This is a genomic window from Gulosibacter chungangensis (assembly GCF_008831155.1).
Taxonomy (GTDB): Bacteria; Actinomycetota; Actinomycetes; order Actinomycetales; family Microbacteriaceae; genus Gulosibacter; species Gulosibacter chungangensis.
This window is the reverse complement of record NZ_WBKB01000006.1, coordinates 139586-152061: the sequence shown is the minus strand read 5'-3', so window position 1 is coordinate 152061 and position 12476 is coordinate 139586. Positions and strand designations below refer to the sequence as shown.

General features: G+C 64.2%; 10 protein-coding genes. 6 read left to right on the top strand and 4 right to left on the bottom strand.

All coding sequences use genetic code 11. The features are described 5' to 3' along the window. Positions 1-44: 44 nt before the first annotated feature. Positions 45-1607: a GMC family oxidoreductase gene (locus F8O05_RS10540; RefSeq protein WP_158052706.1), complete on the top strand. Its 1563-nt coding sequence runs from the start codon at positions 45-47 to the stop codon at positions 1605-1607. Positions 1608-1758: 151 nt separating this feature from the next. Here F8O05_RS10540 and F8O05_RS10535 read toward each other — a convergent pair whose 3' ends face one another. Continuing rightward, positions 1759-2877 carry a glycerate kinase gene (locus F8O05_RS10535; RefSeq protein WP_158052705.1) on the bottom strand — a complete coding sequence of 373 codons (1119 nt, stop codon included), beginning with the start codon at positions 2875-2877 and terminating at the stop codon, positions 1759-1761. A 104-nt stretch (positions 2878-2981) separates the two neighbouring features. Between F8O05_RS10535 and F8O05_RS10530 the strand changes: the two genes are divergently transcribed. From F8O05_RS10530 to F8O05_RS10510, 5 genes are all read left to right on the top strand, one after another. Further along, positions 2982-4028, top strand: coding sequence for a LacI family DNA-binding transcriptional regulator (locus tag F8O05_RS10530; protein ID WP_158052704.1), 1047 nt, complete (start codon positions 2982-2984; stop codon positions 4026-4028). A gap of 142 nt (positions 4029-4170) precedes the next feature. Next, positions 4171-5370 (top strand): Gfo/Idh/MocA family protein, encoded by a 1200-nt coding sequence (locus F8O05_RS10525; RefSeq protein ID WP_158052703.1) that lies wholly within the window; start codon positions 4171-4173, stop codon positions 5368-5370. Continuing rightward, on the top strand, positions 5370-6596 hold the full coding sequence (locus tag F8O05_RS10520) for a DUF993 family protein (RefSeq protein WP_158052702.1): 1227 nt from the start codon (positions 5370-5372) through the stop codon (positions 6594-6596). Before F8O05_RS10525 ends, F8O05_RS10520 begins: the two co-directional genes overlap by 1 nt. After that, positions 6593-7462 carry a sugar phosphate isomerase/epimerase family protein gene (locus tag F8O05_RS10515; protein WP_158052701.1) on the top strand — a complete coding sequence of 290 codons (870 nt, stop codon included), beginning with the start codon at positions 6593-6595 and terminating at the stop codon, positions 7460-7462. The genes F8O05_RS10520 and F8O05_RS10515 overlap by 4 nt, the downstream gene beginning before the upstream one ends. Positions 7463-8022: 560 nt before the next feature. Further along, on the top strand, positions 8023-9375 hold the full coding sequence (locus F8O05_RS10510; RefSeq protein ID WP_225735854.1) for an FAD-binding oxidoreductase: 1353 nt from the start codon (positions 8023-8025) through the stop codon (positions 9373-9375). Between the two features lie 194 nt (positions 9376-9569). Here F8O05_RS10510 and F8O05_RS10505 read toward each other — a convergent pair whose 3' ends face one another. From F8O05_RS10505 to F8O05_RS10495, 3 genes are read right to left on the bottom strand one after another with little or no spacing between them, the layout of a single operon-like run. Further along, positions 9570-10358 carry an ABC transporter ATP-binding protein gene (locus F8O05_RS10505; protein ID WP_158052699.1) on the bottom strand — a complete coding sequence of 263 codons (789 nt, stop codon included), beginning with the start codon at positions 10356-10358 and terminating at the stop codon, positions 9570-9572. Positions 10359-10393: 35 nt separating this feature from the next. Further along, complete coding sequence (locus tag F8O05_RS10500) at positions 10394-11440, bottom strand: ABC transporter substrate-binding protein (protein ID WP_158052698.1); 1047 nt, start codon at positions 11438-11440, stop codon at positions 10394-10396. Between the two features lie 52 nt (positions 11441-11492). Continuing rightward, entirely contained in the window at positions 11493-12344 is an 852-nt protein-coding gene (locus F8O05_RS10495) for an ABC transporter permease (RefSeq protein WP_158052697.1), read from the bottom strand. Positions 12345-12476 lie beyond the last annotated feature (132 nt).

Sequence of the window (12476 nt, the reverse complement as noted above, 5' to 3'; positions counted from 1 at the left end):
CTATCGGGCCGAACTGATTTTGTCGTCAAGGAAGGGATTAGGACATGACTGAAGAAATTTACGATTACGTTGTCGTCGGCGGTGGCTCGGCGGGGGCGGTGGTCGCCGCACGATTGAGCGAAGACCCGAACGTGTCGGTTGCGCTGCTGGAAGCGGGGCCGAGCGACGTCGACCTGGACGAGGTGCTCACGCTGCAGCGTTGGCCCGAGCTGCTCGAGTCGGGCCTCGACTGGGACTACCCGATCGAACCGCAGGAGAACGGGAACTCGTTCATGCGCCATGCTCGCGCGAAAGTGCTCGGCGGCTGCTCCTCGCACAACTCCTGCATCGCTTTCCACCCGCCGGCTGAGGACCTCGACAACTGGGCACGTCTTGGTGCCGAGGGGTGGGATGCGGCAACGGTTCGTCCGCTCATCAAACGTGCCGAGACCAACGACCGCACCGGAGACCACCACGGTACCGACGGTCCGATCAACCTCATGAGCGTGCCGCCGAAGGACAAGGTCGGGGTGGCCATCCTCGACGCCTGCGAGCAGCAGGGTCTTCCCCGCAAGCCCTTCAACGGTGCCGAAACTGTCTCGCACGGGGCGGATTTCTTCCAGATCAACTCGAAGACCGACGGCACTCGCGGCTCCTCCTCGGTGTCGTACCTGCACCCGAACCTCGATCGCGAGAATCTGCACATCCTCACCGGTCGCCACGTCAGCCGGGTGCTGTTTGACGAAAACAACCGTGCGGTCGGTGTTGAGTACAGCGATAACCCGCAGAACCGCCGCAAGACGGTGACCGCTCGGCGTGAAGTGATCGTGTGTGCCGGCGCGATCGATACGCCAAAGCTGCTGATGCTCTCCGGAATCGGCCCGGCCGATCACCTTCGCGAGGTGGGCATTGACGTGCGGGTGGACTCGCCCGGTGTCGGTTCGAACCTGCAGGATCACCCCGAAGCGGTCATCAGCTGGGAGTCGAAGGTGCCGATGACTCGAGACGCCACGCAGTGGTGGGAGATCGGCATCTTCACGCAGGTTGACGAGGGCGGCAACCACGGGCTGCCGGACCTGATGATGCACTACGGCTGCGTACCCTTCGACATGCACACGATGCGCCAGGGTTACCCCACCGCAGACGAGTCCTTCGCACTTACGCCGAATGTGACGCACGCGCGCTCGCGGGGAACGGTGCGGCTGCGGTCAATCGACTATCGGGACAAGCCGAAGGTTGATCCGCGCTACTTCACCGACCCCGAAGGCTATGACATGCGGATTGCGGTCGAGGGCATCAAGCTCGCACGCAAGATCGTCGCGCAGCCCGCGATGGCGGAGTTCGCCGGCCGCGAGCTCTTCCCAGGGGAAGCAGTGCAGACCGACGAAGAGATCGCCGACTACGTCTCGAAGACGCACAACACGGTCTACCACCCGGCGGGCTCCTGCCGCATGGGCGCCGCGGATGACGAAATGTCGCCGCTCGACCCGCAGCTTCGTGTCAAGGGCGTGACGGGTTTGCGCGTGGTGGATGCTTCGGCCATGCCGCAGCTGACCGCCGTGAACCCGAACATCACCGTGATGATTATGGGCGAGCGCGCGGCGGACCTGATCAAGGCCGACGCTTAGTCGCTGTAGGACTCAGCCGGAGCCTGAAAACAGCGTGGGTAGCACTACGTAGTTTGCGGGACTCCTGGAGAGCGGGGGTTCGAGGGGATATCCCCTCGAACCCCGCTGTGTCGGAGCCGTAGAAACTGCGGGGACGGAAGAGTCACCGGACCTACGCGTCCCCAAACTCTCGCGCCGCCGCGGCGCCGGCTTCGTCGAGCCAGCGCTCGGTCTCCGTCATGGCCGCCAGGTCGCTACCGGCAAGTTCGGTGAGGGAGTGCGCCTGGCTCGGGCCAAACTGGCTGCCAACCAAGCCTTCGGCAACCCGGCCCGCAACGACCACAACCGGAACATCCGATTCTGCGGCGAGGTTCAGTACCGCCGAGGGCACCTTCCCGGCGAGCGACTGTTCATCGAAGCTGCCTTCGCCGGTGATGACGAGGTCGGCCTCCGCGATCCGCGCGGGAAGATCAATGGCATCCGCGATGGCGAGCGCACCCGCCTGAATTTCGGCGCCGATAGCGAGCAGCCCGTAGCCGGTCCCGCCCGCAGCTCCTGCCCCCGGCACTTCGGCATTGGAAGTGCCCAACGCCTCCGCGAGGTGCGCGAGTCCAGCGTCAAACTCCCGCACATCCTCAGGTGAAGCACCCTTCTGCGGGCCAAACACCGCCGCAGCACCCTCCGGCCCCAGCAGCGGATTCGTGACATCGGTCAATGCAACAATGCCCTCCGGCGGCAGCAAATCGATCGACGACAGATCAACGTGTTCGATTGACGCGAGCCCAGCGTTTCCGAGAGGAATCGGCTCACCCTCCGCGGTCTCAAACCGCGCCCCGAGCGCCATCAGCGCACCTACTCCACCATCAGTGGATGCGCTACTGCCGAGTGCGACGAGCACCCGTTTCGCACCCTGCACAGTCGCGTATCGAATCGCTTCACCGAGCCCGAAGGTTGTCGCGAGCCGGGCAGTGAGGCGCGAGACCTCGGCCACCTTGTCGATGCCGCTGGTCTCCGCAAGCTCAACCAGCCAAGAGTCGTCGCTCAGGCGCAATAACTCCGCCGAAGTTGGTTCACCGACCGGCCCGCGCACCGTGCAAGCGACGCGGGCCGAGCCCGGATCGGAAACCTCGAGCGCATCGATTGTTCCTTCACCGCCGTCGGCCATCGGCAACAGTTCGATGGCGTCCTCGGGGCGTACGGAACGCCATCCCCGCGCAATAGCCGCCGCAACTTCCGAAGCGGTGGCGGTGCCTTTGAAGGAGTCTGGTGCAATAACAATGCGGCGCTGCATAAGGACAAGATATCTGCTCCTGTGGTGTTTGGGAAAGCCGTTTCCCGATATGCTCGTGCTAGGCGCAATGGCGCGCACCGCACAGCTTGGAAAGGGGGCTTGGGATGAGCGCAAAGGGTCAGCCGGTCACGCTTGGCGAGGTTGCAAAGGCCGCCGGGGTGTCAATCGCGACGGCCTCGCGGGCCATTAATGGCAGTACGCGGCGCGTGAGTGAGGATATCCGCAAGCGGGTGCAGGAGACTGCCGATCGGCTCGGGTATCTGCCGAATCTCTCGGCACAGGCTGTGGCGAAGGGGGCCTCCTCCACGGTGGCCGTGGTGGTCAGCGATATCGCCGACCCTTTCTTCAGCGCGATTGCTGCCGGGGTCATGCGTGGTGCCAACGAGGCTGGCCTCGTGGTGACGCTCGCCGCTGCCGATCACACCCCACAGAACGAACTCGATATTGTGCGCACCTTCCGCAGCCAGCGGCCGCGCGCGATCATCCTGAGTGGTTCGCGGAGTGTTGCCGACCCCAATCAGGCGCTCCTGGACGAGCAGCTCGAGGCCTTCGCTTCGACTGGCGGCAAAGTCGTGCTGATCTCGCAGTCGCCATCACCCTTCGACGTGGTCGAACTCGCGAATCGCGAGGGCGCGCGGGAACTCGCCCGGGTGCTGGTGGAGCGCGGGGGCCAGCGCTTCGGCATTGTCACCGGCCCGCAGCGGCTCATGACTAACCGTGATCGCGTGGCCGGGTTCCGTGAGGGGCTTGAAGAGTCGGGCACTTCGCTCGAGACGGATGCGGTGGTCGAGGCGGAGTTTTCGCGTGACGGTGGATACACGGGGTTGCGTACCCTGCTCTCGCGCGTTCCCGAAGTGGACACGATCTTCGCCACCAGCGATGTGATGGCGATTGGAGCGATGACCGCGCTGCGCGACCTTGGGAAAACTCCCGGAAAAGATATTTCCATCGCAGGCTTTGACGACATCGATACGGCGCGGGATGTGACCCCGACGCTGACCACAGTCGTGGCACCACTTGCCGACATGGGCTATCGCGCTGTGAAGCTCGCGATTGACCCTGACGCTGCGCGAGATCCGCAGGTTCTCAAGGTAAACACCTCGGTAATTGTCCGTGAAAGCACGCCGGTGCGGGAGCGTGCATCCGCCTAAACGCGGCTCACCAGTGCCCCTGAAGCTGAGGTTTCGGGGGCAATTTTTCTTTCCACTTGCATTGGGTAAGCGCTTTCCCATATGGTTACCTCAACGCCACCGCAGATATCTCGACGAAGAGAACTCAGACGAAGGGACGGACATGGCCAAGGAAACACTCGGAATCATCGTTAACGGAGCGACCGGTCGGATGGGCTACCGCCAGCACCTGGTGCGTTCGCTGCTCGCGCTGCGCGACGAGGGCGGGGTGCCGCTCTCCGACGGCTCGCGACAGCCGATCGAGCTCTACCTCGTCGCCCGCAATGAAGAGAAGCTTCGCGAGCTTGCCGAAAAACACAACATCGAGAAGTACACGACCGACCTCGACGAGGCACTCGCGGCGGAGGGCTTCCCCGTCTACTTCGACGCACTCGTCACGAAGCTGCGCGTGCCCGCGATCCGCAAGGCCATCGCCGCAGGCAAGGCCATCTACACCGAGAAGCCCACCGCCGAAAGCTACGCCGAGGCCGTCGCGCTCGCCGACGAAGCCGAAGCAGCGGGGGTCAAGAACGGGGTCGTGCACGACAAGCTCTACCTGCCGGGCCTGCTCAAGCTCAAGCGACTAATCGACTCCGGCTTCTTCGGAGAAATCCTTTCGGTCCGCGGCGAATTCGGCTACTGGGTCTTCGAGGGTGACTGGCAGGATGCACAGCGCCCGAGCTGGAACTACCGCTCGGAAGACGGCGGCGGCATCGTGGTCGACATGTTCCCGCACTGGAACTACGTGATCGAGAACCTCTTCGGCAAGATCGCCTCGGTCTACACCGAAACCCGCACCCACATCCCGCAGCGCGTGGACGAGCGCGGCGAGACCTACAAGGCCACCGCCGACGACGCCGCCTACGCCATCTTCGACCTGGAGAACGGTCCGATCGTGCAGTTCAACTCGAGCTGGACCGTCCGTGTGAACCGCGACGAGCTCGTCGAACTGCACGTGGACGGCACGCACGGCAGCGCCGTGGTGGGCCTGTTCGGCGCGAAGATTCAGCCGCGAAATGCCACCCCGAAGCCAACCTGGAACCCGGACCTCCCCGACACCCACGACTACGCCGAAGACTGGATCGAGGTACCGCAGAACGACCCCACCGAAAACGGCTTCAAGCTGCAGTGGATCGAGTTCCTCCGCTACGTGCTCGACGACGGCAACCACACCTACGACTTCCGTTCGGGAGCCGACGGGATGCTCCTCGCCGAGGCAGCCCTCGCCTCACACGATGAGGGGCGCCGGGTTGCGCTCGCCGAGCGCGCCATCGCACCGAACCAGGCCGCATCCACGCCCGTCGCAGAACCGGTAGGTGCCTAATGACCGCCACACAGTCATCCGCAACCCTCGCATCCGACCGCGCCGAAACCGGTGCCACCCTGCAACTGCTCGGTGCCGACGGATCGCGACACACCGCATCCCTACTCGCCGCTCCCGCATTCCAGAAACCCACCGACGGCCTGAAGTCCCGCGAGCTCTTCGCCGCGGCCCACGTCATCCCGAAGGTCACGAGCGAAACGGTGCCCGGTGCACCCGCCGATATCGACTGGGATGCGACCCTCGACTACCGGCGCCAGCTGTGGGCCTGGGGCCTGGGCGTTGCGGATGCGATGGACACCGCCCAGCGCAATATGGGCCTCGACGCGGCCGCGACCCGCGAGCTGATCGCCCGCACCGCGGAAGCGGCGCGTGCGGACGGGGGCCGCGTGGCCGTGGGTGTGAACACCGACGGCCGCACCGAGGAGACGCTCTCGCTTGACGAGATCGAGGCGGCCTACCTCGACCAGCTGCACTTTGCCGAGGAACAGGGCGTGATCCCCGTGATCATGTCGAGCCGCCACCTCGCCCGCGCCGCCCAGTCGCCGGCCGACTACGTGCGCGTGTACGACCGCATCCTCTCCGAGGTGTCGACCAAAGCGGTGATCCACTGGCTTGGCACCGCCTTCGACCCGAGCCTCGCGGGCTACTTCGGCGACCCCGCGTGGGAACGCGCGGCCGACACACTCATCGAGATCGTCACGAAGCACGCAGCTCGCGTCAGCGGCATCAAGATGAGCCTGCTGGATGCGCAGGCTGAGCGGGTCGTGCGCTCGCGGCTTCCCGAGGGCGTCACGATGTACACCGGCGACGACTTCAACTACGTCGAGCTGATTCGCGAGGACGCCGACGGCAGCTACTCGGATGCGCTCCTTGGCGCGTTCAGCGTGCTGGCACCGAATGCATCCGCCGCGATCCAGGCACTCGACCGGGGCGATGAAGCCGAGTTTTCGCGCATCCTCACTCCGACCCAGGAACTATCGCGGCAAGTTTTCGCTGCCCCGACGTTCTATTACAAGACCGGCGTTGCGTTCATGAGCTGGCTCAACGGCCACCAGGATGCGTTCCGGATGGTGGGTGGGTTGCATTCGGCACGCAGCCTGCCGCACCTCTCGCGCATCGTTGAACTCGCGAACGCATCCGGCGCGCTGGAACGCCCGGAGCTCGCACTCGAACGCTGGCACGGAATGCTCCGCCTCGACGGACTTCTGAAGGGAGACGCAGCATGAGCGCGCACTCGCGACTTTCGCTGAATCAGGGCACGATCAAGCACGCGTCGCTTGCCGAAGCACTCCACGTGAGCGTGCGGCAGGGGCTGCAGAGCATCGGTCTGTGGCGCGAACCGATCGCCGAGGTCGGGCTCGAGCGCGCGGCGCAGCTGCTGCGCGACTCGGGGCTGCGATTCTCGAGCAACTGCCGCGCTGGATTCTTGACCTCGCCGGATAATCGCCAGGCTGCGCTCGATTCGAACCGCGTCGCGATCGAAGAGACGCGCGTGCTCGCCGAAGCTGGCGCGCCCGGATCGTCTGCGACGCTCGTGATGGTCGCGGGCGGCGTGCCCGAGGGCGGCACGATTGAGGATGCTCGGGCCCGCTTCGAGGAGGGCATCGCCGAGCTTGCGCCCGAGGCAGAGGCTGCCGGGGTGACGCTCGCGCTGGAGCCCCTGCATCCGATGTATGCCTCGGACCGCGCGGTGCTCTCGACCCTCGGCCAGTCGCTCGACATCGCCGACAGGGTCGGTAGTTCTGCGGTTGGCGTGGTGGTGGATGCGTTCCACGTCTGGTGGGATCCGGATGTTGAGGCGCAGATCGCCCGAGCCGGTCGCGACGGCCGGATCGCCTCCTATCAGGTGTGCGACTGGCAGACACCGCTGCCGGCGGATGTGCTTCTCGCGCGCCACCTGCCGGGTGACGGTGTGATCGATTTTGCGCGGTTGACCGCGCTAGTAAACGCCGCGGGCTACGCGGGCGACGTTGAGGTTGAGGTCTTCAACGCCGACCTGTGGGCGAAGTCGTACGATGATGCCGTCGCTGAGATGGTTCAGAAGTTCGATGCCGCGGTGGGCGAGCACCTCACGGAGTTCGCCCTGGCGTAGCTGCGCCATCCCCGCCCGGCTTCTTTGTTGCGATTTCGAGCTGGGTGTTCATGGTCGCATGAGTCCATGAACAACCAGAATGCCCGCCTCTTCGGAGGCGGGCATTCTGCGTGCCTGGGTTCTTCGGCGGTGCCACACCGAAGCTAACTCGTCGATGGATGTTGTTGAGAGCCGCGAAAACTGCATCGAGTGACGGATCGCTGAGCGGGTGGTTCGCTAACTCGTCGATAGGTGCTCTCGGAGGCCCCGAAAACAGCATCGAGTGACGGGTCTGTGGGAGGTGGGTGGGCTGGCAGGTAGGTGCCGACTGCTGCGGGGACTGCTCGCGCGCAAAAAGGTGATCGGCCTGCGGGATCAGACCCCGATTCTCCGTGACCCTCTACCTGGCCGGTATGACCGTGATTGGATTGACTGCATCCCTATTGCTCCGCGACCGAAGCGGGATCCCACTCGGCCCGGAGCATGAAGCTGAACAATCGAAGAGCCCTTTCTCCAGCACATCCCGTTAGTTCGCTCGGTTCTCAAATATGCGCCGCGTTCACTTACCGAAAGGAACGTCTTTGTCTACCTCCGTCCTCACCTCGCTGCAACATGCCCTCGGTGATCGAGTGATCACTGACCCCGTTGCGCTCGCTGAAGCTGCCCGTGACAGCTCACGATATGCGCCTGAAGGCATGCCCCTTGCTTTAGTCGAGGCCGAATCAACCGAAGATGTCTCCGCTGCGCTTGCCTGGGCGCATGCAAACGAAGTGAAAGTATCCGTGCGCGGTGCGGGTACAGGGCTCTCGGGTGGGGCGGTCGCCTATCCCGGCGGGCTGGTGGTTTCGCTCGCGGGGATGAACGCCATCCTCGATATCGATGTCGAAAACCGGCTCGCGGACGTGCAAGCCGGGGTGGTCACCGCTGACCTCGATGCTGCTGCGCATGATCACGGGCTGTTCTTTGCCCCCGATCCTGCGAGCGCGCGCACCTCCACCATTGGTGGGAATATCGCGACGAATGCGGGTGGGCTTCGCTGTATTGCACACGGAGTGACGCGCGATTCCGTTGCCGCACTGGAGGTAGTGCTGGCCGACGGCACTGTGATTCGCACCGGTGCGCGAACGAGAAAGAACACCGTTGGGCTTGACCTGACGAGCCTCTTCACGGGTTCGGAAGGCACGCTCGGGGTGATCACGTCGGCGACCGTCCGATTGAAACCGCTGCCGGAGGGGGAACCAAGGACTTTCCGCGCAAACTTCGACGATATCGAAGCGGCCGGGCGTGCCATTACCGCCATCGTCAACAGCGCAGTGCAGCTGGAGGTGCTCGAACTGCTTGACGCTCGCAGTGTTGAGCTGATCGAGGCGTTTGCGCCTTCTGGCCTGCGAGTCCCAGGGGCGGCACTCCTCGTCGGCCAAACTGTGGGGGTGGATGCTGAGGCTGCTGCTGAGTCTATTGTCGAGATTTGTCGGCAGCACGGTGGGCAAGATTGGGCGATCTCCGAATCGGATGACCTGCTCGAGGCCCGTCGTTTGGCGAACCCTGCGCTCACGGCGCAGGGACTGCGAGTGTCTTGCGACGTGGGTGTACCGGTGGCTCAATTGGCAGCGGTTTTTCGCGGGATCGCGGACCTTTCGAAGAAGCACGACCGAGGTATTTCGATCGTCGCGCATGCTGGGGACGGCAATTTGCACCCCACCGTCGAAGCGGAGGACACGCCGGAAGGCTATGCGGCTGCCGAAGTGGTGATCGAGGATATTGCGCGCTTGGCACTGGACCTCGGTGGGACGATCAGCGGCGAACACGGTATTGGGGCGGTCAAGCTTCACGAGTTGCCCTTGCAATTCAGCGATGATGAATTGCGAGTGCAACGGGCAATCAAGGCGGCGCTCGACCCCGCAGGGATTCTCACTCCGGGCCGCGCATACTAACGCGCCCGCCGAACGCCGCGGGAGCAGCGGGAGGGTCTTCCGTTAATTCGTCGATGGATGCTGTGGCGAGCCGCATGCACAGCATCGAGTGACGAGTTAACGGGCAGGCGACCGCCGAACGCTCCGCGCACACAAAAAGGCGACCGGCCTGCGGGAACAGATCCCGCAGGCCGGTCGCCGCGTTCAAAAGATACTTAGTCGCCACCCATCGGGCTGCCGAGGAGCTCGCGCGTGCGGCCGGCGACCGCGTGGAAGCGCGGGTCTTCGAGCGTCGGCTCGTATTCGCGCTCGTGCGGCAGGTCGACCTCGAACTCTTCGATGATGCGGCCCGGCCGCGGGCCCATCACGACCACGCGGCTTGCAAGGTAGACCGCTTCCGGCACCGAGTGGGTCACGAGCAGCACGGTCATTCCGGTCTGTGCCCACAGGCGCTGCAACTCGACGTTCAAGTGCTCGCGGGTGAGCGCATCCAGCGCACCGAAGGGCTCATCCATGAGGAGCACGTCGGGGTCGTGCAGCAGCGCGCGGCAGAGCGAAACGCGCTGCTGCATCCCGCCGGAAAGCTCGTGGGGGAGTGCCTTCGTGAAGTCGGTCAGCGACGTGAGCTCCAAAAGCTCGTCACAGCGACGCGTGGCCTGCTTCTTGTCGAGCCCGCGCATCTCGGCCTGCAGCATGATGTTGCCGCGCACATCCCGCCAGGGCAAAAGCGCCGGGCGCTGGAACACGAAGCCCACATCCTGTCGGGGCGCCTGCACCTCCGAGCCGCGCAGCTGGATGCCACCGGAAGTTGGCACCGTCAGGCCCGCGACCGCGCGCAGTAGCGTCGACTTACCGCATCCCGAGGGGCCGACGATCGAGATGAACTCGCCCTGCTGAACCTCGAGGTTGACGTCTCGCAGTGCCTCAACGCTGCGGCGCTTGGTTTCGAACTTGATGCCGACGTTGTCGACGTCGAGCAGGATGCCGTTGCCGTCAGAGTTCATGGGAGTGCTGGTCCTATTTTCGGTGATTAGGGTGCTCATTCAGTGCCTCCCGCGGGTGCGAAGCTGGCGTTGAAGTAGGTGTCCACGGGCTTTGCTTCTTCGATCAGGCCTGCCTCGGCAAGCACCTCGATGGTGGCCTCCCAGTCTTCGGTGGAGTTGGTGCCGGGGACGACGTCTCCAGCGGTGGGTGAAGACAGCAGCTCGGCGGTTGCGGTCCACTGCTCGAGGAGCACTTCGGAGACCGGCATCTGCGGGTCCTTGCCGTCCATCGCCGCGACGGCAGCTTCGGGGTCGGCAACAGCGGCTTCGAAGGATTCGGAGGTCGCGTCGACCATGGCTTGCACGAGTTCGGGGTTGTCGGAGATCATCTGGTTGCTCGCGATGAGCCCGTTCGAGAAGAAGTTCAGGCCAACATCCGAGTACTTCAGATAGACAACTTCGTTGCCGCTCTCATTAGCGATGGTCGGGCCCTGATCGTGGGCGAAACCAATCAGGCCATCGACCTGACCGTTCATCATCGCTGCCATCTTGCCCGCCGCATCCAGGTTCTGCTGGATGACGTCGTCGGGGTTGAGGCCCGCGGCCTCGAGATAGAGCGGGAAGGTGGTGGTCGGGGCGTCACCCGCGGAGGTCGCGATGGTCTTGCCCACGAGGTCGGCGGGTTCGGTAATGCCGGAATCCGCGAAGACCTGTACCGCGGAAGGCGTGGTCTGGAGGAACACGCCGACGCTCTGCACTCCCACACCCTTGTCGATATTCGACAGCACCGCGGGGGTATCGGCCCAACCGAAGTCGACCTGGTTCTGGCCGGTTGCCTGCACCGTCTTGGTTGAGCCCTGGCCCGCCTGAATGTTCAGGTTGATGCCGTGCTCTTCGAAGATGCCCTGCTCGACCCCGTAATAGAAGGGAGCGTGCTCGCCGTAGGGGTACCAGTTGAGCATGAGGGTCACATCGGTGAGTTCACCTGCTGCTTCACCTTCGGTCGTGGGGCTCGTGCCGCCCGCGCCCGAGCAGGACGTGAGTAGCAGTGCCGCGGCGGCCGCCGCAGCGACGAGAGTGGTGCGAAGTGTCTTCTTTGACATTGGTTGCCTCTCAGATTGTGTTGATTGTTGTGAAATGGATGCGCGCAGCGGGTTACTGCTCGAGGTTGCGTCGTGAGGAGTGCCAGGGCACGAGGATGCGTTCGGCCACGAGGATGACGGCGAACAGCAGGATGCCTAGCAGCGACATGATGATCAGGGCTGCAAAGAGCATGGCCGTGTCGACGTTGCCGTTGGCTTGCAGGATCACGTAGCCGAGCCCCTCATTGGCGCCCACGAACTCACCGACTACCGCACCGGTGACCGCGAGGGTGGCGGCGATCTTCATACCGGACAGCAGCTCGGGCAGGGCGGCCGGGAAGCGCACCTTCATGAAGGTCTTCCAGCGGGATGCGCCCATGGTGCTCGTGAGTTCAAGGATTTCGGGGTCGATGGTGCGCAGGCCCGAGATGCCCGCGATCACGATCGGGAAGAAGGCCATCAGCACGGCGACGAGGATCTTCGGCTGCGGGCCGAAGCCGAGCCAGACGATGAACAGCGGCGCGATCGCGATCTTCGGGATGACCTGGGCGAAGAGGATGAGCGGGTAGAAGGTGCGCTCGAGGGTGCGCGAGTAGACCATCACGATCGCGACGGCGATACCGACGACCACTGAGATCAGGAAGCCGAGGACGGTCTCCCAGGTGGTCACGAGGGTGTGCTGCCAGAGGTAGGCGACGTTGTCGGTGAAGGCCGCCAAGGTGTCGGCTGGTGAGGGGAGGATGTAGGGAGCGACGAGGCCCGCGGAGGTCGCGCCCCACCAGGCGACGAATGCGATAAGGACAAAGATCGTGGGGTAGAGGTAGCCGGATGCGGACTGGCGCCAGGAACTTGCCTTCGGCTTGGATGTTCGCCGCTTGTTCTGCGGTGAATCAATCACCGGGGTGGCTGTGGTTGCGCTGCTCATGCGGGGGTCTCCTTACATCGTTGTAAGTGGTCGAGTGGGTAACCGCTTTCCCAATGTGGCAAATATAGCCTGTCGGGCTACTGCCTAGCAACTCTTTATTGAGAAGCGAATCTGTGGGGTGGGGTGTAGGTG

Bases quoted from the DNA above. Each gene is read 5' to 3' on its own strand.
- F8O05_RS10535 (WP_158052705.1), bottom strand. From the start codon at position 2,877: ATGCAGCGCCGCATTGTTATTGCACCAGACTCCTTCAAAGGCACCGCC.
- F8O05_RS10540 (WP_158052706.1), top strand. From the start codon at position 45: ATGACTGAAGAAATTTACGATTACGTTGTCGTCGGCGGTGGCTCGGCG.
- F8O05_RS10520 (WP_158052702.1), top strand. From the start codon at position 5,370: ATGACCGCCACACAGTCATCCGCAACCCTCGCATCCGACCGCGCCGAA.
- F8O05_RS10495 (WP_158052697.1), bottom strand. From the start codon at position 12,344: ATGAGCAGCGCAACCACAGCCACCCCGGTGATTGATTCACCGCAGAAC.
- F8O05_RS10525 (WP_158052703.1), top strand. From the start codon at position 4,171: ATGGCCAAGGAAACACTCGGAATCATCGTTAACGGAGCGACCGGTCGG.
- F8O05_RS10530 (WP_158052704.1), top strand. From the start codon at position 2,982: ATGAGCGCAAAGGGTCAGCCGGTCACGCTTGGCGAGGTTGCAAAGGCC.
- F8O05_RS10505 (WP_158052699.1), bottom strand. From the start codon at position 10,358: ATGAACTCTGACGGCAACGGCATCCTGCTCGACGTCGACAACGTCGGC.
- F8O05_RS10515 (WP_158052701.1), top strand. From the start codon at position 6,593: ATGAGCGCGCACTCGCGACTTTCGCTGAATCAGGGCACGATCAAGCAC.
- F8O05_RS10500 (WP_158052698.1), bottom strand. From the start codon at position 11,440: ATGTCAAAGAAGACACTTCGCACCACTCTCGTCGCTGCGGCGGCCGCC.